General features: G+C 52.8%; 26 protein-coding genes and 3 tRNA genes. 14 read left to right on the top strand and 15 right to left on the bottom strand.

Annotated features, from left to right (window positions below; all coding sequences use genetic code 11):
* Positions 1–28: 28 nt before the first annotated feature.
* From L3K52_10665 to L3K52_10655, 3 genes are all read right to left on the bottom strand, one after another.
* Positions 29–105, bottom strand: a tRNA-Met gene (locus tag L3K52_10665).
* A 52-nt stretch (positions 106–157) separates the two neighbouring features.
* Positions 158–619, bottom strand: a complete 462-nt coding sequence (locus tag L3K52_10660) for a DUF3429 domain-containing protein (protein ID UOG90663.1) — start codon at positions 617–619, stop codon at positions 158–160.
* A gap of 23 nt (positions 620–642) precedes the next feature.
* A complete protein-coding gene (locus L3K52_10655) occupies positions 643–1,170 on the bottom strand; it encodes a lipocalin family protein (protein ID UOG90662.1) in 528 nt (175 codons plus the stop codon).
* 93 nt (positions 1,171–1,263) lie between these two features.
* On the opposite strand from L3K52_10655, the gene L3K52_10650 reads away from it, so the two are divergent.
* Together L3K52_10650 and L3K52_10645 are read left to right on the top strand one after the other, a co-directional pair.
* Positions 1,264–2,013, top strand: a complete 750-nt coding sequence (locus tag L3K52_10650; GenBank protein ID UOG90661.1) for an SDR family oxidoreductase — start codon at positions 1,264–1,266, stop codon at positions 2,011–2,013.
* Between the two features lie 11 nt (positions 2,014–2,024).
* Complete coding sequence (locus L3K52_10645; protein ID UOG90660.1) at positions 2,025–2,411, top strand: DUF393 domain-containing protein; 387 nt, start codon at positions 2,025–2,027, stop codon at positions 2,409–2,411.
* Here the strand turns inward: L3K52_10645 and L3K52_10640 are convergent.
* Complete coding sequence (locus tag L3K52_10640) at positions 2,405–2,974, bottom strand: hypothetical protein (GenBank protein UOG90659.1); 570 nt, start codon at positions 2,972–2,974, stop codon at positions 2,405–2,407. The genes L3K52_10645 and L3K52_10640 overlap by 7 nt on opposite strands.
* A 10-nt stretch (positions 2,975–2,984) precedes the next feature.
* Entirely contained in the window at positions 2,985–3,194 is a 210-nt protein-coding gene (locus tag L3K52_10635) for a TIGR03643 family protein (protein ID UOG93996.1), read from the bottom strand.
* A 137-nt stretch (positions 3,195–3,331) separates the two neighbouring features.
* Between L3K52_10635 and L3K52_10630 the strand changes: the two genes are divergently transcribed.
* The 8 genes from L3K52_10630 to glcF all read left to right on the top strand — a co-directional run bounded on the left by L3K52_10630 (position 3,332) and on the right by glcF (position 12,141).
* Positions 3,332–4,870: a DNA photolyase family protein gene (locus L3K52_10630; GenBank protein UOG90658.1), complete on the top strand. Its 1,539-nt coding sequence runs from the start codon at positions 3,332–3,334 to the stop codon at positions 4,868–4,870.
* 118 nt (positions 4,871–4,988) lie between these two features.
* Positions 4,989–5,144, top strand: coding sequence for a DUF2256 domain-containing protein (locus L3K52_10625; GenBank protein ID UOG90657.1), 156 nt, complete (start codon positions 4,989–4,991; stop codon positions 5,142–5,144).
* Positions 5,137–6,669 carry a cryptochrome/photolyase family protein gene (locus tag L3K52_10620; protein ID UOG90656.1) on the top strand — a complete coding sequence of 511 codons (1,533 nt, stop codon included), beginning with the start codon at positions 5,137–5,139 and terminating at the stop codon, positions 6,667–6,669. The genes L3K52_10625 and L3K52_10620 overlap by 8 nt, the downstream gene beginning before the upstream one ends.
* A gap of 10 nt (positions 6,670–6,679) precedes the next feature.
* Complete coding sequence (locus tag L3K52_10615) at positions 6,680–6,949, top strand: HNH endonuclease (protein ID UOG90655.1); 270 nt, start codon at positions 6,680–6,682, stop codon at positions 6,947–6,949.
* The gene (locus L3K52_10610; GenBank protein ID UOG90654.1) at positions 6,946–8,271 is read left to right on the top strand and encodes an AarF/ABC1/UbiB kinase family protein; all 1,326 of its coding nucleotides are present in this window, start codon (positions 6,946–6,948) and stop codon (positions 8,269–8,271) included. Before L3K52_10615 ends, L3K52_10610 begins: the two co-directional genes overlap by 4 nt.
* Before the next feature lie 79 nt (positions 8,272–8,350).
* A complete protein-coding gene (locus L3K52_10605; protein UOG90653.1) occupies positions 8,351–9,820 on the top strand; it encodes an FAD-binding protein in 1,470 nt (489 codons plus the stop codon).
* A 12-nt stretch (positions 9,821–9,832) separates the two neighbouring features.
* Positions 9,833–10,906 (top strand): glycolate oxidase subunit GlcE, encoded by a 1,074-nt coding sequence (glcE, locus tag L3K52_10600; GenBank protein UOG90652.1) that lies wholly within the window; start codon positions 9,833–9,835, stop codon positions 10,904–10,906.
* Positions 10,906–12,141, top strand: a complete 1,236-nt coding sequence (gene glcF / locus L3K52_10595; GenBank protein ID UOG90651.1) for a glycolate oxidase subunit GlcF — start codon at positions 10,906–10,908, stop codon at positions 12,139–12,141. The genes glcE and glcF overlap by 1 nt, the downstream gene beginning before the upstream one ends.
* Here the strand turns inward: glcF and ispD are convergent.
* Together ispD and L3K52_10585 are read right to left on the bottom strand one after the other, a co-directional pair.
* Entirely contained in the window at positions 12,138–12,851 is a 714-nt protein-coding gene (gene ispD, locus L3K52_10590; GenBank protein ID UOG90650.1) for a 2-C-methyl-D-erythritol 4-phosphate cytidylyltransferase, read from the bottom strand. The genes glcF and ispD overlap by 4 nt on opposite strands.
* On the bottom strand, positions 12,841–13,173 hold the full coding sequence (locus L3K52_10585; protein UOG90649.1) for a septum formation initiator family protein: 333 nt from the start codon (positions 13,171–13,173) through the stop codon (positions 12,841–12,843). Before L3K52_10585 ends, ispD begins: the two co-directional genes overlap by 11 nt.
* Positions 13,174–13,481: 308 nt before the next feature.
* On the opposite strand from L3K52_10585, the gene L3K52_10580 reads away from it, so the two are divergent.
* A complete protein-coding gene (locus tag L3K52_10580; GenBank protein UOG90648.1) occupies positions 13,482–13,940 on the top strand; it encodes a hypothetical protein in 459 nt (152 codons plus the stop codon).
* Between the two features lie 84 nt (positions 13,941–14,024).
* Here the strand turns inward: L3K52_10580 and eno are convergent, their stop codons facing one another.
* From eno to L3K52_10555, 5 genes are all read right to left on the bottom strand, one after another.
* The gene (gene eno, locus L3K52_10575) at positions 14,025–15,305 is read right to left on the bottom strand and encodes a phosphopyruvate hydratase (GenBank protein ID UOG90647.1); all 1,281 of its coding nucleotides are present in this window, start codon (positions 15,303–15,305) and stop codon (positions 14,025–14,027) included.
* Positions 15,306–15,327: 22 nt separating this feature from the next.
* Positions 15,328–16,161, bottom strand: a complete 834-nt coding sequence (gene kdsA / locus L3K52_10570; protein ID UOG90646.1) for a 3-deoxy-8-phosphooctulonate synthase — start codon at positions 16,159–16,161, stop codon at positions 15,328–15,330.
* Complete coding sequence (locus L3K52_10565) at positions 16,158–17,816, bottom strand: CTP synthase (protein ID UOG90645.1); 1,659 nt, start codon at positions 17,814–17,816, stop codon at positions 16,158–16,160. The genes kdsA and L3K52_10565 overlap by 4 nt, the downstream gene beginning before the upstream one ends.
* An 88-nt stretch (positions 17,817–17,904) precedes the next feature.
* Positions 17,905–18,327: an HNH endonuclease gene (locus L3K52_10560; protein ID UOG90644.1), complete on the bottom strand. Its 423-nt coding sequence runs from the start codon at positions 18,325–18,327 to the stop codon at positions 17,905–17,907.
* Positions 18,320–18,721 (bottom strand): hypothetical protein, encoded by a 402-nt coding sequence (locus L3K52_10555; GenBank protein ID UOG90643.1) that lies wholly within the window; start codon positions 18,719–18,721, stop codon positions 18,320–18,322. Before L3K52_10555 ends, L3K52_10560 begins: the two co-directional genes overlap by 8 nt.
* 24 nt (positions 18,722–18,745) lie before the next feature.
* Here L3K52_10555 and L3K52_10550 point away from each other — a divergent pair, with 24 nt between their 5' ends.
* The 3 genes from L3K52_10550 (at position 18,746) to L3K52_10540 (ending at position 22,359) form a co-directional block, all read left to right on the top strand.
* Complete coding sequence (locus L3K52_10550) at positions 18,746–19,912, top strand: polysaccharide lyase (protein UOG90642.1); 1,167 nt, start codon at positions 18,746–18,748, stop codon at positions 19,910–19,912.
* Positions 19,912–22,263 carry a mechanosensitive ion channel gene (locus L3K52_10545; GenBank protein UOG90641.1) on the top strand — a complete coding sequence of 784 codons (2,352 nt, stop codon included), beginning with the start codon at positions 19,912–19,914 and terminating at the stop codon, positions 22,261–22,263. Before L3K52_10550 ends, L3K52_10545 begins: the two co-directional genes overlap by 1 nt.
* Positions 22,264–22,284: 21 nt before the next feature.
* Positions 22,285–22,359, top strand: a tRNA-Arg gene (locus L3K52_10540).
* A 71-nt stretch (positions 22,360–22,430) separates the two neighbouring features.
* Here L3K52_10540 and L3K52_10535 read toward each other — a convergent pair.
* From L3K52_10535 to L3K52_10525, 3 genes are all read right to left on the bottom strand, one after another.
* Positions 22,431–22,507: transfer RNA gene (locus L3K52_10535), tRNA-Pro, on the bottom strand.
* A 51-nt stretch (positions 22,508–22,558) separates the two neighbouring features.
* On the bottom strand, positions 22,559–22,942 hold the full coding sequence (locus L3K52_10530; protein ID UOG90640.1) for a MerR family transcriptional regulator: 384 nt from the start codon (positions 22,940–22,942) through the stop codon (positions 22,559–22,561).
* Positions 22,920–23,228: an integration host factor subunit alpha gene (locus tag L3K52_10525; protein ID UOG90639.1), complete on the bottom strand. Its 309-nt coding sequence runs from the start codon at positions 23,226–23,228 to the stop codon at positions 22,920–22,922. Before L3K52_10525 ends, L3K52_10530 begins: the two co-directional genes overlap by 23 nt.
* Between the last annotated feature and the right edge of the window lie 6 nt (positions 23,229–23,234).

The raw sequence follows: 23,234 nt of genomic DNA, 5'->3' as shown, positions 1-23,234 counted from the left end.
CGTTGCGTGACGTGGCTTTTGGAATTCTTGGTGGCTACACCTAGATTCGAACTAGGGACCCCATCATTATGAGTGATGTGCTCTAACCAACTGAGCTATGTAGCCAAGAGGCCGCAATAATAACGACCCTTACGGGTGTTGTCAACGGCTTTTCAAATTATTGCACCGCTACGCCCGCAGCGACCAATAACAAAACAACGATTACCGTCAAATGCAAACGCATTTTGCCATAACTCGATGATAACTTTTCAAATAATAGCAATGCATCAACCACATAAGAAAAGGCGATTAACGCCGCCAGCACAAACAGTGCCCATTGAATCGGTAGCAACAATGCCAACCACGCCAACACACTCGGTACCACGCTAAATAGCAACAACTGACCGAGTTCACTCTCATTCAACGTATCTTGCATTCCCAACGCCACACCCCAATGCACCGCCCCCAAGAAACTCAGAATAAGCCCCGCATACGCCGCCAGCCACCAATCCAGCCGCACACTTTCCAACAGCGGCACATTAACTCCCAGCAATAACGCCACGGTCAAGGCAAAAAACGGCAGCAAGCCACCATAACCTAACCACCACATTACTCTCGGCAAAGCACGTTTCGGTTGCATGAAATTCTCCTGCTTAGCTGGCATCACTGTTTCACAAAAATCAGCTTGTCGGTAGCAAAACCAAGGCTTTTCGCCTTATCCACCAAGCGCTGTTGCACTGCCGCATCCAATTGCGGCGTGCGCGACAAAATCCACAAATACTCGCGATCATTACCCGTAATCAGCGCGTATTGGTAATTCGGGTCAAGTTCAACAATATTGTAAGCGCCGTAGAACGGGCCAAAGAACGATACTTTCAATTGCCCGACGTTTTTTGCACCAACGAATTTAGCACGGCCTTCCGCCTCTTCTTGCTTCTGCTTAACTGTATTGTAACCCCGGTTGATGACACGAATATCACCATCATCGCGCAAGCTGTATTCCGCCGACACTTGTTCCAAGCCACGTTCGAAAGAATGATCCAACCGCGCTACCTCGTACCACTTGCCCAAATAACGCTCGACATCAAAATCCGTCACCGGCGTGATGCCGTCTGGAATCCCCACGCAACCCGACAACAACAATGTTAAAGCCAGCACCCAGCCATGAAATAATTTTCTGTACAGTTTCATCACAAAATCCCTTGTAAATTACGGCAATAATAGCACCAAAGTTGTACATTACTGATAATCAATGTTGGCACTGCGGTTTAAGGATGCAACACCATGACACAACCTCTCACCCTCATCACTGGCGCTAGTGGCGGCATGGCAACCGCACTGGGGTTGCATTTACACGCACAAGGACACCAATTGATTTTGGTATCACGCCACCCAGAGAATATCCATCTGGATTTGCAAGCCAACCATACCGTCATTCAAAGCGATGTATCGCGCTCCGGCGCGGCGGATGAAGTGCTGGCGCAATGTGCCGAAAAACTCGGACGCGTTCCCAATAATTTAGCACATTTGGCAGGTTCCATCCTCCTTACACCGATTCACCGCACGCGCGATGCTGATTATCAAATGGCGCTGAATGCCAATTTACATAGCACTTTTTACACAGTACGAGCCTTCATCAGCACTTTGCTGGAACACAAACAAGCGGGCAATATTGTGCTGGTCAGTTCAGTTGCCGCGCAAATGGGAATTGCTAACCATGAAGTCATTGCAATGGTCAAAGGCGCAATCGAAGGTTTGGTGCGCTCGGTTGCTGCTACTTATTCCGGCAAAGGCATCCGCATCAATGCGATTGCACCGGGGCTGATGCGTTCACCTGCCAACGAAGGCTTGTTTGTGAATGCCTCTGCCGAAAAAAATATCGCGGCGCAGTATCCACTAGGGCGTTATGGGCAAAGCGACGATGGCGCAAACGCGTTAGCGTGGTTATTGTCAGCAGAAGCTGCTTGGATTACCGGGCAAATTTTGCCGGTAGATGGTGGCTTTACCGCCGTGCGTCCGTTTGTAAAAGCTTAAGGAACCCCGCAATGACAACCCCTAAAATAGTTTGCTTCCACGACGGCGAATGCCCCATTTGCAACCTCGAAATCAACAGCATGAAAAAGCTCGACAAAGCGGGCAATATCCAATGGGTCGACATCACCCAAGAACCCGAAGCCTTGGCAGCGGCGGGCATTACCTACAAGCAAGCGATGGATCGCATTCACGTCATCGGGGCTGATCAACAAATGCAAACCGGCGTGCGCGGTTTCATTCAGGTGTGGAAACAGCTCCCCTACTACCGCCGCATCGCGGGCTTTGTTGAACGTTTGCCGTTTTTGATTCCGGTGATGGAGGCTGGGTATCGACTATTCGCCTATTACCGTTTACCGCTCACGGGCAAAAAGCGTTTGCAGCGTGAAAACAGTCACTGATCACAACTCGCAGGCAACGCCTTAAACGCCTGCTGATAACTCAATTGCGCAATGCCCGACAAGTGCATCGACTTACCCAACGAACTCGCCAACGCCGACGCAAACACGCGCTGATAAAACGGCAACGATGTTACATAAATCGGCATTGCCGCTTCCAGCGTCGGACTCGCCTGCAACGCCTGCTCCAACGTTGCTCGCCGCGTGCGAATGTAGGCAAGAAATGCCGCGTCCTGCGCGATTTCTGCACTCAATTCCAACGTCCACGCCAAATCATCGTGCAACTCACAACATCCAATCACTTGATCAAATGTCGGCACACTCCACTGCTCTGGAAATACCGGCGAAAGCTGAAACCGTTCACCGTAACGGTATAGCCAATACTTGCGCCCGCGCACAGGTTTGAAACTGAAGCGACTTTCCAGTACAAACATCGACGTAAACAAATCCGCCGTCATTTGCTCCAAGTGTTTCGGCACAATGCGCACGCCGCTGCTGGCATTGCCCAAGGCCGTCAATACCGGCACTAGCCCTTTGCCTTGCGGGTTCGGATTTTTCTGTTTCACGATCTCATTCCTAACGGGTGCGTTGTGAGGGGCAAACGAAGCGCCCGACCAAAAAGCCGCGCTTGCCCAAATGTTTGGTGGTACGCCCGGACATGCGTTTGCGCCACATCCGAAAACTGGACGGCTGCATCTGTTGGCGCATCAAATCAATGACCGCCGTTTCGTTCAAACCGTAGAGCGTATTAATGGCCTCAAACGGGGTACGGTCTTCCCACGCCATTTCGATGATGCGGCTAAGATCCGCTTCGCTTAACTCATTACTGTCTAACTTCATAAAAAATATCCTGTACACTTTCCCAAGCATAGCATCATCATTGTACACCCCTGATAATCAGCAATAAGACTGCGGTTTAAGCCATGAAAGAACGCATCCACATCGTCTGGTTCAAACGTGACCTGCGCATCCATGACCATGCGCCGCTGCATATTGCTGCCAGCCGTGGCAAGGTGTTGCCGCTGTATGTGGTCGAATTGGATTACTGGCAATTGCCGGATGCCTCCGCTCGTCACTGGCACTTCATTCGTCAATCGCTGCACGAACTCAACACTGCACTATCCCGTTTAGGCCAACCCTTGGTAAAACTGCAAGGCGATATGCTAACCGCGCTTGAGACTTTGCACGAACGTTTCGAGATTGCCGGGCTGTATTCCCACCAAGAAACTGGCAATCTGTGGACATTTGCTCGCGATCAACGAGTCGCGCAATGGTGCGCGGCGCATGGCATTGACTGGCAGGAATACCAGCAACACGGGGTATTTCGCCGCCAACGCGACCGTGACGGTTGGGCAGGCAAATGGGAAAAGCTGATGGCACAGGAACGTTTCACCGCCCCCATCCGTCTTGCCCCGTTGCAAACCCGCATCCCGCAAAACGGCTTACCCGACAACCTCGGCAAGGTGCTAGAAGCAAGCGAAAGCCGCCACTGCCAAACCGGAGGGCGCAGCGAAGCACTGCTCTTGCTAGGCAGTTTTATGCGCGAACGCGGGCATTATTACAGCCGGGAAATGTCATCACCGCTCACCGCCGCCGAGAGTTGCTCACGGCTTAGCCCGCATCTGGCTTACGGCACCATTGCCTTGCGCGAAGTTACCTACAAACTGCATCTGGTACTGGAGCACGCAGAGTTGGAGGCAAGCTGGAAACGTTCCTTACGCGCCTTCGATGCTCGCTTGCACTGGCATTGCCATTTCATCCAAAAGCTGGAAACCGAGCCGCGTTTCGAGACGGATAATATGCTGGCAGTGTTCGACGGTTTGCGTGAAAACGACTTTAATCCGGCATATTTTGCGGCATGGCAGACCGGCACAACCGGCTTTCCGTTTATTGATGCGTGTATGCGCTCACTGCGTCAAACAGGATGGATCAATTTCAGGATGCGGGCGATGCTGATGGCGTTTGCCGCCTACCAATTGTGGTTGCACTGGCAACAACCGGCTTGGCATTTGGCGCAATGTTTCACCGATTACGAACCGGGCATTCACTACCCACAAATTCAAATGCAATCCGGCACCACTGGCATCAATGCCATGCGCATGTATAACCCGGTGAAGCAATCGCACGACCAAGACCCGCACGGCATTTTCATCCGCCGCTGGCTGCCAGAACTGGCACGAGTGCCTGCCGAATACCTCCACGAACCGTGGCTGATGCCCTACTCCGTGCAGCAACACTCTGGCTGTGTATTGGGTGTTGACTACCCCGAACAAATCGTGGATCACATGGCAGCGGTACGCCAAGCGCGGGCAAAATTCAGCGAATTGCGCCGCCACAATCCGGTGTTTCGCGAACAGGCGCAAGCGTTGAACGCAAAGCATGGCAGCCGCAAAAAACAAAACAAACCCCGCAAACCTGCAAAACTCAGCCCAATCGATCACGGACAAATGAACTTGTTCTGACATACCCACTGCAACGATTAATGCCAAGATACCTTGCAAACTGCACCAATAATCGCGCCACAGTCGCACATGGATAATAATCATTGTCAATTTTACGGCTTCACACAACGGCACAGTAATGGCACACCAGAAAACGACACTCCCCCACAAAACCTGCCCCGTCTGCCAGCGCCCGTTTGCATGGCGTAAAAAGTGGGAAAAATGCTGGGATGAGGTGAAATACTGCTCCGAACGTTGCCGCCGCAGCCGCGACAAAGGCGCGACTCATGCGTAAATTGTGCCTGATTCTCGGCGATCAACTCGATCGCGCCTCACCGCTATTCAAAGACTTCGACCCGCAACAAGATTGCCTGTGGATGGCGGAAGTCGCCCAAGAAGCCACGCACGTCTGGTCACACAAGCAACGCATTGCGCTGTTTTTTGCTGCGATGCGCCACTTCGCGGCCGAACTCACCGTCAAGCAATACCCCTTGCACTACCAGCAACTCGACCAGCACCACGCAACCAGTTTAGGCGAAGCACTGGCACTGACCCTGCAAACCACGCCACCTGCCGAAGTGTGGCTGGTACGCCCCGGCGATTACCGCGTCTTGCTGGAAATTGTCGCCACCTGCAAACACTACAACACCCCGCTGAAACTGCTCAGCGATACCCATTTCCTGTCCACTCCCGGCGAATTCCGTCGCTGGGCAGGCGAACGCAAGCAATTGCGCATGGAATATTGGTATCGGGAATTGCGCAAACGCTACAATATTCTGCTCGAAGACGGCAAGCAGCCCATCGGTGGCAACTGGAATTACGACAGCGACAACCGCAAATCCTTTCCCAAATCCGGCCCGACTGCTGTGCCTGCGCCCCCGAACTTCGCCACCGACACGATTACGCAAGCAGTCATTCGGCTGGTGAATGCGCGTTTTCCCGATCACCCTGGCACCTTGGATAGCCTGCAATGGCCAGTCACTCCCGCACAAGCGCAACAAGCGCTTACCCGTTTTCTCGATCAAGCCCTGCCCCAATTCGGCGATTTTCAAGATGCCATGTGGCAAAATCAGCCCTTCCTCAACCATTCCTTGCTTGCCAGCAGTCTCAACCTCAAGTTGCTGCATCCGCTGGAGGTTATCCGCCAAGCCGAAGCACGTTACTGGCAACACACCGCGCCCTTGGCAGCGGTCGAAGGTTTCATCCGCCAAATTCTCGGCTGGCGCGAATACGTGCGCGGTTTGTATTGGCTGCACATGCCCGACTGGTACGAATGGAACGCGCTGGATGCGCAACACGATTTACCCGCGTTTTATTGGACGGGTGACACCGAAATGATTTGCCTGCGGGAGAGTATTGGGCAAACCTTGCAACACGGTTACGCGCACCACATCCAACGCCTGATGGTGACGGGGTTGTTTGCACAACTTTACGGCGTGAAACCGATGCAGGTACACGCATGGTATCTGGCGGTGTACGTCGATGCGGTCGAATGGGTGGAATTGCCCAATACGCTGGGCATGAGCCAATACGCGGATGGCGGGCGCATGGCGTCCAAACCGTACATTGCCAGCGGCAAATACATCCAAAAAATGAGCAATTACTGCCAGCATTGCCGTTTCAACCCTGCCAAATCGGTGGGGCAAGACGCCTGCCCGTTCACTACGCTGTTTTGGGATTTTCTCGATCGGCACGAAGCTCGGTTTGCCGCACACCCGCGCATGGGGTTTATGGTAAGCAACTTGCGTAAATTATCCGCCACTGACCGCGAGGCGATTCGAGCGCAAGCCCACCACTTTCATCAACAGCATTCAACCTGAAGGAATTCGCATGTACCGAGCCAAACTCCAAGCCCAGCTCAAATCGCTGAGCAAAGTCGACCCCACCACGCAATGCTGGGAATGGCAGGGGCAAATTTCCAACAGCGGACGCGGGCGCATTATGATTCAGGATGACGGAATGCCGCGTACTGTCGGGGCTGACGATGCCAGCTACATTGCTTTTTTCGGCGAAATTCCGCCCAAAACACTGGTGCGCCAAACCTGCGGGAATCGCTTGTGCATCAATCCTGAACACCTCGAACTGATGAAACTGCCATGACCACGATTGATGAAAAACACAATGCCAGCGTTCCTGCCGGTCGCTTTGCACGCATGGCACGCCTCGGCTCACTCGCCACCGGAGTTGCAGGCGGCATGATCGCCGAAGGTGCGCGGCAACTCGCCCAAGGCAATCGCCCCAAAGTCAGCGATTTGCTGCTAACCCCCGCCAATGCCAAGCGCGTTGCCGACGAGCTGGCACGGTTGCGCGGTGCTGCCATGAAAGTCGGGCAATTGTTGTCGATGGATGCGGGCGATATATTGCCTGCCGAACTTACTGAAATTCTTTCGCGCCTGCGTTCCGAGGCCAAACCCATGCCCCTGAGCCAACTGGCAAAAGTGCTGGATGAGAATTGGGGCAAGGGCTGGAACGCCCGCTTCCAACAGTTTTCCTTCCAACCACTGGCGGCGGCGTCCATCGGGCAAGTGCACTCGGCACACACCAAAGACGGGCGGCATTTAGCGCTGAAAATCCAATACCCCGGTGTGCGTGAAAGCATTAGCAGTGACGTGGATAATGTGGCGACTTTATTGCGCCTCTCCGGTTTGATTCCGAAAGGCGTGGACTACAAACACCTGTTGGAAGAAGCCAAGCAACAATTGCACCAAGAAGCCGATTACCTGCAAGAAGCCGCGCACATGCGGCGTTACCAAACCCTGTTGGCAGATAGCCCCGAATTCACGCTTGCTGCCGTGCATGACGATTTCACCACGGTGAATATTCTGGCAATGACGCACATTGGTGGCGTGCCGATTGAATCGCTGGTAAATGCGCCACAGGAAGAACGTGACCGCGTGGTGAGTTTGCTCATGGGCTTGTTGTTCCGCGAAATTTTCAGTTTCCGGCTGGTGCAAACCGACCCGAATTTTGCCAATTACCGTTATGACCGTGATACCCAGCAATTGATTTTGCTGGATTTTGGCGCAACCCGCGAATACCCCGCTTACATTGCGGAAGGTTATCAGCAGGTAATGCAAGGTGCTGTGCAACAGGATCGCGCCATGATGGATGCGGGCGCGGCACAAATCGGTTTCTTCCAGGAATACATCAAACCTGACCAGCGCGCGGCGGTGATTGATTTGTTCGTGCAAGGCTGTGAACCGCTGCGCGAAACCGGCGCGTATGATTTCGGCACCTCAAATTTGGCAAGCCGGATTCGTGACGCGGGCATGGCGTTGAGCATGGAACAGGATTATTGGCATACCCCGCCTGCGGATGCATTGTTTTTGCACCGCAAGCTGGGCGGGTTGTATTTGTTGGCGGCGAAATTGCGGGCGCGGGTGGATGTGGGCGGGTTGTTTGCAGAGGTTTCCTACTCCTAGCAGCGGATATTAATTTTCTGTTGGAAATACGCTACAGTAGTATCCACACAATAAGCTTATCCAAGGTCAGATTATTTCAGTGAACACTGCTACCGCCCCTTATTCAGCGTTGCTCCAGCAACTCAAAGACATTTTGCCGGAGGATGCGATTCTCACCGCGAAGGAAGATTTGCACCCCTATGAGTGTGATGGCATGAGCGCTTACCGGCGTTTGCCCCTCGCCGTGGTCTTGCCTACCACCACCGAACAAGTGCAACTGATCCTCAGAACGTGTTCGCGCTTGAAAGTGCCGGTGGTGGCACGCGGCGCGGGTACGGGGCTTTCCGGCGGTGCGCTGCCTCACGAACAAGGCATTGTGTTGAGTCTGGCGCGTTTCAAACAAATCCTGAACATCGACACCGCCAATCTACACGCCCGTGTGCAACCGGGGGTACGCAACCTCGCGATCAGCCAAGCCGTGGATCATTTAGGGCTGTTCTACGCCCCCGACCCCTCGTCACAAATTGCCTGTTCGATTGGCGGAAATGTGGCGGAAAATTCCGGCGGGGTGCATTGCCTGAAATACGGTTTGACGGTACACAATATTCTCGAAATCAAACTCGTCACCATTGACGGCGAACTCATGACCATCGGCAATGACCGCCAAGACACCCCCGGCTACGATTTATTGGCATTACTGACCGGCTCGGAAGGCATGTTGGGCGTGGTCGTCGAAGTATTGGTCAAACTCACTGTCAAACCCGATACCGTGCAAGTGTTAATGGCGGATTTCGCGGCGGTGAACGATGCCGGTGATGCGGTAGCCGCGATTATCAGCAAAGGCATTATCCCCGCCGGGTTGGAGATGATGGATAACCCCGCGCTGCGTGCCGCCGAAGATTTCATCCACGCAGGCTATCCCATCGACGCGAACGCCATTTTGTTGTGTGAACTCGATGGCACCGAAGATGAAGTCAGCGAACAAGTCGCCCGCGTCAGCGCCATTCTCAAAAATCACCGCGCTGGCACGATTCACATTGCCAAAACCGCCGCCGAACGCGCCCGTTTGTGGGCAGGGCGCAAAGCCGCATTCCCCGCTGTGGGGCGTATCTCCCCCGATTATTACTGCATGGATGGCACGATTCCCCGCAAACATTTGGCGCACGTATTGAACAAAATTAATGACTATTCGCAGCAATACGGCTTAGGGGTTGCGAATGTGTTCCACGCCGGTGATGGCAATTTACACCCTTTGATTCTGTACGATGCCAATCGTGCCGGTGAATTGGAAAAAGCCGAACGTTTCGGTGCCGATATTCTGGAATTATGTGTTAAAGTCGGTGGTTCTATCACGGGCGAACATGGCGTTGGGCATGAAAAGCTGGATTCGATGTGTGTGCAATTTGGCGAAGCCGAACTCGAAATATTCCATGCTGTCAAACGTGCGTTCGACCCTGACGAACTACTAAACCCCGGAAAAGCTGTCCCTACCTTGCACCGTTGCGCAGAACTGGGTGCAATGCACGTCCATCACGGGCAGCTTTCTCACCCTGAACTGCCAAGATTTTGATTCGGGCCTGACATGATTGCTGATAACGATATAACCTCAACATTGCAAGAACAGGTCGTAGCAGGGATTGCTGCAAATCAACCGCTAACCATCATCGGTGGCGGCAGCAAAGCCTTTTACGGCAATGAAACCCACGGCACAGCGTTGCAAGTTTCCCCGCACACCGGCGTGATTGCTTACGAACCCTCGGAGTTGTGCATCACCGCCCGTGCCGGGACACGCTTGCAAGACATTGAAACCTTGCTTGCCGCCAATGGGCAAAAACTGGCATTTGAACCGCCCTGCTTCAGCCCCGAATCCACCATCGGTGGCGTGGTTGCTGCCGGTTTATCCGGCCCCGCCCGCCCGTGGGCAGGTGCGGTGCGCGACCATGTACTCGGCGTGAAGCTAATCACCGGCTACGGCAAAATAGCCAGCTTTGGCGGGCAAGTCATGAAAAACGTTGCCGGTTACGACATTTCGCGGCTGATTACCGGCTCTATGGGGACGCTTGGCGTTATTCTGGAAGTTTCCCTAAAAGTCATGCCGCGCCCCGTTACCGAACTGACACTGGCGCTGGAAATGCCCAGCGAAGAAGCGTTTGAATTAACCACCACCATGCGCCGCTCCACTTTTCCCTTGAGCGCCACTTGTTATTTTGACGGTTGCCTGTATTTGCGGCTGAGTGGCGTACCCAGCCATGTGTTTGCCTCGCACCGTAAAATTGGCGGCGAAGCGATTAATAATGCCGATGAATTCTGGTTAGCCTTGCGCAACCAAACCCACGAATTTTTCCAGCAATACGACCGCCCACTGTGGCGTTTGTCGTTCCCGCCCGCCACCAGCGTTATCAGCCGCTTGGAAGGCAATTCCTTGGTGGAATGGGGCGGCTCGCAGCGCTGGGTTTACACCAATATTCCGGTCAATTTGATCCGCAATATTGCGCACAAAGGCAGCGGTCACGCCACGGTGTATCGCGGCAGTTTGCCGGGGGTTAACCCCTTCCATCCACTGCCTGATAATTTACGCAATGTGCAACAGCGCTTGAAGCAAGCGATGGATCCGCACGGTATTTTCAACCCTGGTCGAATGTACAAGGACTGGTAATGCAAACCCAGATACTCTCCGCACTGCGGCACACCTCGGCAGGCAAAGTTGCCGAAGACATTTTGCGCCGCTGCGTACACTGCGGCTTTTGCAATGCCACCTGCCCGACGTATCAATTGCTTGGCGATGAAAATGACGGCCCACGCGGGCGTATTTACCTCATCAAACAACTGATGGAAGGCAATCTGGAAAACACCCCAGACAGCGGGCGCAAAACATTACAACACCTTGACCGTTGCCTGCTGTGCCGCAGTTGCGAAACCACCTGCCCTTCTGGGGTCGAATACGGCAAATTATTGGATATTGGGCGGCATCTCGCCGAAGAGCACGTCGGGCGTGACCGCGCTGACCGCACCTTGCGCAAACGGTTACGCACGTTTTTGCCTAAAACCAACTTGTTCAGTTTGGGCTTAACGTTGGGACGCACCTTTAAACCGCTGTTGCCTGAGAAACTTGCCAGCAAAATTACCGCCCCACGCCCGGCGGGTGATTGGCCCAAAGCCCGCCATAATCGCTGGATTTTAGTGCTGGAAGGCTGCGTGCAACCCGCGCTTTCCCCCGACATCAATGCGGCAACCGCACGGGTGTTAGACAAACTCGGCATCAGTTTAGTGGTTGCCCCCAAAGCCGGTTGCTGTGGCGCAGTCAGCCAGCATTTGGGTGCGCCAGACGATGCGTTGGAATACATGAAACGCAATATCGACGCATGGTGGCCTTACCTGTCCAAGCAAGGCGGCGGTGTTGAAGCGATTGTTACCACCGCCAGCGGTTGCGGCGTGATGGTGAAAGAATACGCTCACCACCTGCGCCATGACCCCGAATACGGGATTAAAGCCGAGCGCATTTCCAACTTGTGCAAAGACATTGCTGAAATCATTGCCAAAGAAAATTACCAGCAACTCGCCCCCGCCAAAGCCACAAAAGTTGCATGGCATCCACCCTGCACCTTGCAGCACGGGCAAAAGATTCGCGGTGTGGTGGAAAATATCCTCACGGATTGCGGCTATGTACTCGTTCCGGTGGCGGACGAACACTTGTGTTGCGGTTCAGCGGGTACGTATTCGATTTTGCAGCCGGAGCTTTCCCAGCAATTGCGCCGCAATAAATTAGCCAACCTGACCGCAAACGCGCCCGAAGCGATTGTGACCGCCAATATTGGCTGCCAAACGCATTTGCAGGAAGGCAGTGATTTACCGGTGATGCACTGGATTCATTTGTTGGATAAATCCGGCTAAAGCGTTTCACTCAAAAAGAAAGTCGCTAAGGCCAAATCAGCAGGGCGGGTGATTTTCAGATTACGGGCATCGCCCTCCACCAGCACCGGGTGCAGCCCTGCGTGTTCGAGCGCCGAGGCTTCATCCGTTACCGCGACACCCTTTTCCCAAGCAGCCGCCAGTGCAGTGCGCAATAGCCCCACGCTTGCCATTTGCGGGGTAAGCGCGTGCCATAAACCATTGCGGTCTTCGGTGTGTGAAATTCGCGCTGCATCGGTTTGAGCGCGTTTCATGGTATCGCGCACCGGCGTGGCAAGAATTGCGCCAGCCATTTCCTTGCCGCCGATGGCTAACAGCTTATCCAAATCAGCGCGGCTTAAGCAGGGGCGAGCCGCATCATGCACCAGCACCCCTGTTTCTGGCGCAATCTGCAAGGTATCCACCAAATAATTCAAGGCATTGAGTACCGAATCTGAGCGTTCACGCCCACCGGGAGCGGTATGCAACTGCGGGTACTGGTTAAGCGTGGTTGCCATGAGTTCTGCCCAAAACGGATCGCCCTTACTCACCGCCACCACAATCCCCGTAACCGCCGGATGGGTTAGAAAACAATCCAAGGTGTGTTCAATCACCGTTTTACCCAGCAGCGGCAGGTATTGTTTCGGTCGATCGGCTTGCATCCGCGCCCCGACTCCGGCAGCGGGAATAATTACCCATACCTTATTCGACATGCGGCGCAACCTTCACTTGTGGCACCGGCGCAGTGGCTTCTGGGTCGGACTTTAGAATTACCTGATAAAACGTTTCACCTTCACGCACCATGCCCAATTCGCTGCGGGCATGTTCTTCCACCGCGTCGTCGTCTTTGGATAAACCCACCACGTCAATTTGTAGCTTGCGCTTGACTTCAGCTTGTTCATCATTCGCCGCGTTTTGCTGCTCAATTTTTTGTTCCAAACGTCCAATGTCGGGGTAACTCGCAGGCCCTGCCCACAAGCGTACAAACAGAACAAATGCCAATAAGCTGAGAATCCAAGATAAAATGCGTGTCATATTCATAAGTGAGGTGTTAACAATCGTAAAAGCTATTCATCGCAAAAGGATAGCAGATGATACCGAACCGCTGACAAAAAACATCAACACCCCCGTAAAAACTTTCCTTTGAATCTGCAAATCATACCATTCATCAGCAAATCATCCGCGTTAAGATTTTACCTCCCCAGCTTTTGCCAATTATTAATTACTATAAAAATGCATGGTGCGGGGCATTGCTGGCAGGAAGCGAAACGCTGCTCACACACCATCCAAACAGGTTGCTGCTTAGCAGTGACTTCTATTGCATAGTGACAAGGAGATTAGTCATGACATCTATTAATAGTGGGTATGGGGCAAACGATTACAGTAATAGCTTCAAAAATACCGGGGCGCAAGATCTTTCCAGTAGCAAATTGGATACCAAAACGACCGACAGTTTTAATAAAAATGCGCAGGGTTCTGGACAAGACGCACTGGAAGGCAAGGATTTTTCCAGTCTGTTTGCCGTGCTTGAAAACCTGCTCAAAAGCATGAGCGGTGGTAGCACGGAAGGCAGCAAAGGCGATGATAGTAAAGGCGGCGATTCTGCCTGTGGTAAAAGTTCAGGCTGTGGAGGCAGTGGTGACGCTGGCAACACTAGCGGCGGCAGCAAAAGCGACAAGGACGATGACTCTTCCGACGGTCGTGGTAAAGGCGGCTCAAGCAGCAGTCACGGTGGCGGCAAAGGTGATTCAGACACTACGGTGGGCTGTTCCAACAAAAGCAGCGGCAAAGGCAAAGATTAATTCTTATTGCCCAGCCTAACAAAAAAGCCCCCAGCCTATCGCTAGACTGGGGGCTTTTTCAGCTCAGGCATTCAGCGGCTAGAATCAGCCCAACTGTTTAAACGCTGATTTTCCCGCGTAAGTGCCGTTGCTACCCAACTGCTCCGCAATACGCAGCAACTGGTTGTACTTCGCAATCCGATCAGAACGCGACAACGAACCCGTCTTAATCTGGCAAGCATTAGTCGCCACCGCAATATCGGCAATCGTGGTATCTTCGGTTTCGCCCGAACGGTGTGAAACCACCGCCGTATAACCCGCTTTATGCGCCATACCAATCGCTTCCAAGGTTTCCGTCAGCGTACCAATCTGATTAACTTTGATCAGGATGGAGTTCGCAATCCCCTTGTCGATGCCTTCTTGCAGGATCTTGGTATTGGTCACGAACAAATCATCACCGACGATTTGGACACGCTTGCCCAACACATTGGTGAAATGCGCCCAGCCCGCCCAATCGCCTTCCGCCATCGCATCTTCAATGGTCAGAATCGGGTATTGGTTGACCCAGTTCTCCAAATAAGCGGTGAACTCTTCGGCACTGAATTGCTTGCCTTCGGATTCCAGATCGTATTTGCCGTTTTTGTAGAACTCGGAGCTGGCAACGTCCAGACCCAGCCAGATGTCTTGACCCGCTTTGAAACCGGCTTTGTCGATCGCTTCCAGAATGACTTCAATCGCCTGTTCGTTGGAGGACAAATCCGGGGCAAAACCACCTTCGTCACCCACCGCCGTGTTCATGCCACGCTTTTTCAGCACGGATTTGAGGTTATGGAACACTTCTGCACCGTAACGCACCGCTTCCGCCATGCTGGTTGCGCCGACGGGCAGAATCATGAATTCCTGCATGTCCACGCTATTATCCGCGTGTGCGCCGCCGTTGATGATGTTCATCATGGGCACGGGCAGTTTGTAGGAATCCGCTTTGCCGAGGTATTGGTACAGTGGCAAGCCTTGGTCGTTAGCCGCTGCGTGTGCGGTTGCCATTGACACTGCCAGCAGCGCGTTTGCACCCAAACGGCCTTTGTTGTCAGTGCCATCCAGCGCAATCATCGCGCGGTCGATGCCGCCTTGATCGGTGACATCCATGCCTGCAACCAAGTTGGCGATTTCGCCGTTCACGTTAGCAACGGCGGTTTGTACGCCCTTGCCCATGTAACGTGCACCACCATCGCGCAATTCAATCGCTTCACGCGAGCCAGTGGATGCACCGGATGGCACTGCCGCACGCCCCATCACGCCATTGCTGAGGATAACATCGGCTTCTACCGTTGGGTTGCCACGGGAATCGACGATTTCACGCGCCCTTACTGATTTAATTTCAGACATAATCTCTATTTCCCAATTAAACTTACAAAGTATTTTCTAGCAATTTTTGTGCCTTGATGACGCGATCTAACTCAACCAGCGTGATCAGTAATTCTTCCATGCGATCCATCGGCCATGAATTCGGCCCATCGCTCAATGCATTCGCGGGGTCAGGATGCGATTCCATGAACAAACCGGCAATACCGACTGCTACAGCCGCCCGTGCCAATACGGGTACGTGTTCGCGCTGCCCACCTGAACAACTGCCCTGCCCGCCCGGTAACTGCACCGAATGCGTCGCATCAAACACCACCGGGCATTGCGTATCGCGCATAATCGCCAGACTCCGCATATCCGACACAAGGTTGTTGTAGCCGAAGCTGTAACCACGTTCGCACACCATAATCTGCTGGTTGCCCGTCGCACGCGCTTTTTCAACCACGTTGCCCATGTCCCACGGCGCGAGGAATTGCCCTTTTTTGATGTTCACCGGCTTGCCTGTCCGCGCTACCATTTGGATGAAATTGGTCTGGCGGCACAAGAATGCAGGCGTTTGCAACACATCCACGACGCTCGCGACTTCATCCATCGGCGTATCTTCGTGCACATCCGTCAACACAGGCACACCAATTTCGGTTTTGACGCGCTCCAGAATCCGCAAACCCGCTTTCAAACCCACGCCACGTGCGCTGTTGTGCGACGAACGGTTGGCTTTGTCGAACGACGATTTGTAGATGAAGGGAATGCCCAAACGGGTGGTCATGTCCTTCAGCTTGCTAGCGGTTTCCAGCGCCAGCTTTTCGGTTTCAATCGCACAAGGGCCTGAAATCAGGAAAAATGGCTGATCCAGCCCTACGTCAAATCCGCACAGTTTCATGATCGTTTGCTGCTCGTTTTGGTTTCGTGATAACGGCGTGCCGCGCTGACAAAGCCGCTAAACAGCGGATGCCCTTGGCGCGGACGCGAGGTGAATTCCGGGTGGAACTGGCAAGCCAAGAACCACGGATGATCTTGCAATTCGACCATTTCAATCAAGTTGCCGTCAATGGATGTGCCGGACAAAATCAGCCCGTGCTTTGCCAGCGTCTCGCGGTAATGGTTGTTGAATTCGTAACGGTGGCGATGACGTTCCACGATTTGCGCCGCGCCGTAAGTGGTGCGAGCCAACGAGCCTTCTTGCAACACGCACGGCTGCCCGCCAAGGCGCATCGTGCCGCCCAGATCGGAATCGTGGGAACGCTTTTCAATCGTGCCATCTTCGGCTTGCCATTCGGTGATCAAACCGATGACGGGATGTGGCGAATCGGGCGCGAATTCGGTGCTGTGTGCGCCTGCCAAACCTGCGCAATGGCGTGAGAATTCGATGACCGCGACTTGCATCCCCAAGCAAATGCCGAGGTAAGGCACGTTGTTTTCACGCGCATACTGGGCTGCACGAATTTTGCCTTCGACACCGCGATTCCCAAAACCGCCGGGGACGAGAATCGCATCGACTTTGCCCAAGAGTTCAAAGGCTTGCTCATCGTCAGATTCGAGGCGTTCGGAATCGAGGTAGTGAATCTTGACCTTGGTATGCGTTTGGATGCCCGCGTGGGTCAGCGCTTCGTTCAACGATTTGTACGATTCGGTCAAATCGACGTATTTGCCGACCATTGCCACGGTGATTTCCGCTTCGGGGAATTCCATTGAGCTGACCACATCTTTCCAATCGGAAAGATCAGCTTCCGGCAAATTGGTTAGCCCAAATTTTTCGGCAACGATGCGATCCAATTTTTGCGCGTGCAGCCACAAGGGGATTTTGTAGATATTGTCTAAATCTACCGCCGAAATGACGGCGCGTTCTTCCACGTTGGTGAACAGGGCAATCTTTTTGCGCTCATTTTCGGGGAACGGGCGTTCGCTACGGCATAGCAAAATATCGGGCTGGATGCCGATAGAACGCAATTCCTTGACCGAGTGCTGGGTGGGCTTGGTTTTTAATTCGCCAGCCGCCGCAACGTAAGGCAACAGCGTCAGGTGAATGAACAGGGCATTACTTCTGCCCTCTTCCACACCCATTTGGCGAATGGCTTCCATGAAGGGCATGGCTTCGATGTCGCCGACCGTGCCGCCGATTTCGACCATCGCAATGTCGGCATCACCCGCGCCCGCACGCACGCAACGTTTGATTTCGTCGGTAATGTGCGGAATCACTTGCACGGTTGCGCCGAGGTATTCGCCGCGCCGTTCCTTGCTGATGACCGTCTGGTAAATGCGCCCGGTGGTGAAGTTGTTGAGCTTGCTGGCTTTGAAGCCGACAAAACGCTCGTAATGCCCAAGGTCGAGGTCGGTTTCTGCGCCATCTTCCGTGACGAAGACTTCGCCGTGTTGAAACGGACTCATTGTGCCGGGGTCAACGTTGATGTAGGGGTCAAGTTTGAGCATCGTGACTTTTAGGCCACGCGCTTCGAGGATTGCACCGAGTGATGCGGCAGCAATGCCTTTCCCCAGAGAGGAAACCACGCCGCCAGTGATGAAAATATATCGAGCCATAGGAGGAAATACGCATCCGTGTGAGTCACAATTATGCGGGCGCATCCTACCATAGATGGATGGGTTTTGCTAAGGCAAGAAATGCGCCTTACGTTGGCGGATGCTCACCCAAACCGTAGAGTGCCTTGCGTAAATTGACCAATGGCTGCCGATTCAAACGCAAAATTTCTACGGTTGCCCGTCCAATCGGGGTTAAACCGATGATCAACAGAAAATCTTTGCTCCAACAGAAGTGTTCACTCCAAGCGTGTTGACGCGGGTTATACAAGGCGACTTGTTGCCGTGTTACAGGGTCAGTGGCATCCAGCCTGTTCGCTTTGTAACCGTTGCAACCGGGGCAAGCCAACGCCAGATTATCCAGCTCAGTTGTTCCGCCAAAACTGACCGACTGAATATGGTCGATGGCGAAAGATTGGGTGGCGAATCTGGCTTGGCTCAGACAATATTCACAAGACCCCTTTGCCCGTTCCGCGACAGCAGTCCGCAAAATTTTGGGAATGTAATCAGACATAATCGGGTTGCCGGATACCCAAATCGTGCATGAGTTTATCCAACGAGACTTGACGCAGTTGTGCCAAGGTCACGAGATGCTGCACACGTTCAGCATCGAATTGCTCAATCTGCTCGATGACTTGAAGTAGCTCAGCGTATTCATCTGCGCTTAACGTATTTGCCCGTTGTTTTTGTGTTAGCAGGTCGTAGCGGCTTTGCACTGTGGCAGGCACAGGGCGGTTGATCAGTTGCAGCAATCTGCTTTCTTGTTCATTCAGGCTATTCGCTTTGCGTCTGGCACACAGCGCCAGCACACGAGCCACAAACTGCTCAAGCTCTTCTGTTGGCAGGCTTTCTACACCGTGCAATAAGTCTTCGGTGGAAACATGCGAGGTGATTTGTATGGTAGACATGGGTGTTACCTGTCAGGTGATTGCATGGTTGGAGTATACCAGTTGTGGCAGGAATGGGGTTTACTCCGCAAGGCTTGTACCGTTTTCCGCCCAGAAACGTTTATAATCCCTAACATGAACAGAAATATCACCCTATCCCTACTCCTCACCATCCTGCCATCCACCACCACGCTGGCAGCCCCGCAAGACGTGCGCACCATCCCCACCACCAACACCGCGCAACCCTTCGAGCTTGCCGCCAAACTGCAATGGAATCCCCACGACAAACAGTGGGACAAAGTGCTAGTGCTCTACAACGGCAACCCCAGCCCACCCACTAGCCACCCGGTGTGGGCATACCTCAACAGTATGCAAATCCCCACCCACCCCGCTACCAAAGCCGGGGAAAACCTCTACTACAAAGCCTTCCACAGCAACGCCTTTTGCGACGGCAATACCCCGCTCACCTCCGGCAAGCCGCTGCGCATCACCTTCGACCAAAACACCCCCGGCCATTACACCGAAAAAGACTACTTCCGCGACTGGAACTGCCCTGGCTGGAGCATGGGCTTAAACAACGTCAGCATCGTTGGCAAGCAAGAAGCCCGCAATGGTCAAGGGCAAGCCTTGCGCCTCCACATTCCCAAAGGCACATCCGGTTGCGTCAACGAAAAAGACTGCGCCAATTGGAAACCGCACATCGGCGCACAACTCGACAGCTTGTATTACTCGTACTGGGTGAAATTCCCGGAAAACTTCGACTTCGTGCGCGGCGGCAAACTCCCCGGCATAGGCAGCTTTGAACCCCGTGTCGGCGGCGTAAAACCCAATGGCAACGACGGCTGGAGCGTGCGCGTGATGTGGGACAAAGACGGCAAACTGGGGCAATACGTCTACCACCCCGACCAACCCAAAAACTTCGGCGACTTCTTCGTGTGGGATATGCCACCCGTGGAAAAAGGTCAGTGGTATCAAATCAAAACCTTGGTGCGTCTCAACACCCCCGGCAAACGCGACGGCATTATCACCACTTGGCTGAATGGCAAACAAGTGCTGGATAAACGTGACCTGCGCTTCCGCAACAGCAGCAATCTCCAGATCGAACGCTTCCTTTTCGCCGTCTTCTTCGGCGGCACAGGCGCAGAATGGGCACCCAAACGTGATGCGCTGCTTTATTTGGACGACTTTACCCTCTCTGTTGACCCACACTGATGATGCAAATTATTCATACCCTTCTCGCAAACCGTTATTGGGCTTGCATCGTTCTGTTAGCGTTATTCACCTTGCCGTTACCAGCAGCCGATGCTGAATTTTCTGTTGCGCATTTGGAAGAACTCAGTGCCGAACTCGATACGATTGAAACAACGTTCAAACAACTTAAGCAGCAAAAGCGGCTCGACATTAGCAAGCTCGATAATTTAACTACCCCCGCTGCTAATTTGGAACAAACCGCTAAAACCTGTGTTGTGCAACAAGAGCAACAACAAACTCAAACACAAGAAGCCATCGACAGTTTGGGCGAAGCCAACACAGATGAAGACGTGGAAGTTAAACGCAAACGCAAAGAACTGACCGAGAAAAAACAGCAACTGGATAAAACGTTATCCCAATGCCGCTTGCTCAGCCTGCGAGCAGCAACCTTATTGACCGACACCCGACAATCACGTCAAAACTTGCTCAAGCAGCAATTGTTAGCGCCTAGCGCGTCCATACTCGCTTACACAGAAGCACTCCTCCTAAACCCAACAGTATGGCAGATGGAAATCAGCAGTTTGCTCCAGACACTGAGCCATCTCCCCTTCAATAAAACGAATGTGTGGATTGCACTCGCCTACGGCTTAGCTGGATTGGTGGCGGGGTTGCTGTGGAGTATTCATAAGCGCCGCGAATACCGGGATGCCTTGCCACCGATTCACGCCACCAGCCCTACGCTGGCAGCGGTGTGGATCAGTCTGTTGCGTTTTTTACCTTATACCTTGTTTGCAGGCTTAGCGGCGTTGTCGCTTTATTTTGCGCCGCCTGGTGTGCCCATTGTGTTGCAATTGATACAAGCCTTGCTGTTATTCGGGCTCAGCTACGGCATTCTGCATTCGCTGTTGCGCCGTACCGGACAAATTGACGGTGTTGTCCCTACGACACAACCAATGGCTAAAAAACTGAATTTTTGGGCACGGCTACTCATTATCGTCACGCTAACGGGCACCGTTTTTCACTCACCGCTATTAGATTCTGCCCTGCAAGCCAGTACCGCCCCCAGTAACACCGTGGGCTTGCTACGCATTGTACTGGGTACAGTGGTTGGTTTTTCACTCGCTCGCTTGATTTGGCTCATGTCGAAGCACTTTTTATTTATTCAGCGCACGCATTTGCACTGGGCGGCAGTGAGCGCATTACTGATTGCTGTCGGCAGTTTATGGCTGGGTTATCGCAATTTCTCGGTATTCTTGTTCACCGGGGTATTTGGGACACTGTTTCTATTGCTGGCAGCTTGGCTGCTACTCAAAATTCCAGCAGAGATCTTTGATGGACTGGATGTCGGGCGCACGCCATGGCAACAGCGCTTGCGGCAGCAACTGGGGCTGCGCAACACTCAAATCGTACCGGGCTTATTGTGGCTACGCCTTGCCAATATGCTGATAGTTTCTGGCGCATTGCTCATCTTATTGCTGCGATTATGGGGAATGCCTGAACAAAACTTTACCCTATTGCTGACGCAACTGGCGAATGGCATCCAGATTGGCGGCTTTACTTTAGAGCCCTTGCGCATTATTGGTGGCTTGCTGATTGTAGGGCTGCTAGTCAGTCTGACGGATATACTGAAAAAGAATCTCGCAGAAAGCTGGTTGCACCGCACAACCTTGAGCCGAGGCGCACGCGAGGCAATTACCACGGTTTCAGGCTATGCCGGTGTTTTATTCGCCATTTTAGTGGGCTTGTCGGTAGCAGGTATTCAGTTTGAAAATCTGGCAATTATTGCAGGCGCATTATCGGTCGGGATCGGTTTTGGCTTGCAAAATATCGTCAATAATTTCGTATCTGGATTGATTTTATTGTTTGAGCGCCCGATTCGGCGCGGCGATTGGATAACAGTAGGCACAGCGGAAGGTTATGTGCGCGACATTAGTATTCGCTCTACTACCATCCAAACCTTTGATCGTTCTGACATTATTGTGCCCAATTCACAAATCATTTCTGGGCAAGTCACCAATATGATGCTGAATGATAATTTCGGCCGCGTGATTATCCCCGTCAATATTGCGTATGGTGCCGATACCGAACGTGTCCTGGCAATATTGCAAGAAGCAGCGAATGCACACCCCTTGGTATTAAAAGACCGTAGCGATATGAAAATTAGCGTGTTCTTTCGGTCATTCAGCGATCATGCGCTAAGTTTTGAATTACGTTGCTTTATTCGCGATATTGAAACCAAACTCAGGGTTACCAGTGATCTAAATCTAGCAATTGACAAAGCGTTACGCCAAGAAGAAATACCCATGCCATTTGTTCGCAACGAACCGTATACGTGGTCAGGAAAAACTGCTAAACCCGAAAATTTCAGTTAGAATATGCGCCTAGTATTGTTTGGCCTCATAGTTTAATGGATAAAACGGCCCCCTCCTAAGGGGCAGCTAGTGGTTCGATTCCACTTGGGGCCGCCATACCCGGATACTGACACACAAAAAAAGCCTTAACAGATTGCGACCTGTTAAGGCTTTTTAATATATTTTAATGGTCGGGACGATAGGATTTGAACCTACGACCCCCACACCCCCAGTGTGGTGCGCTACCAGGCTGCGCTACGCCCCGACTCGAAGGAACCAGAGTGTACTGTAATCGTTCTGCAAGCTCAAGCTGAAATCAGTGGTTGAGGATAAACAGAATGCGCTCCAACTCTTCAACCAGCGGCGCAACATCATTGCCATTCACCATAATCGGCTCCAACGGCAAGATTGCAGGCGGTGGCGTGTGTGCATCGTCCAGTAGTTTCTGCCGCGCACCACTGATCGTGTAGCCTTGCTCATACAGCAAACCGCGAATCTGGCGAATCAACAACACATCTTCGCGCTGATAATAGCGGCGATTGCCGCGTCGCTTCATCGGTTTGAGCGAAGGAAATTCGCTCTCCCAGTAACGTAACACATGCGTTTTCACGCAGCACAAGTCACTTACCTCACCAATAGTGAAATAACGCTTGCCGGGGATGGGCGGCAATTGACTGCTAAGCGGCGTCGCTGCTTCCATATTCCTCTACCCGCTGCTTGAGTTTTTGCCCAGGACGGAATGTCACCACACGGCGCGCTGTTACCGGAATTTCTTCCCCCGTTTTTGGGTTACGTCCCGGGCGTTGAGTCTTATCGCGCAACATAAAATTGCCAAAACCCGACAACTTCACATGCTTGCCGGTTTCCAAAGCATCACGGATTTCTTCAAAAAACATTTCCACCAAATCCTTGGCTTCGCGTTTGTTCAACCCCAATTCTTCAAACAAATGTTCAACCATATCTGCTTTGGTTAATGTTATTGTCATGCACTT

The sequence above is a fragment of the Candidatus Thiothrix sulfatifontis genome (assembly GCA_022828425.1).
In the GTDB taxonomy this organism is placed as follows: Bacteria; Pseudomonadota; Gammaproteobacteria; order Thiotrichales; family Thiotrichaceae; genus Thiothrix; species Thiothrix sulfatifontis.
This window is presented reverse-complemented; position numbering and strand designations above follow the sequence as displayed.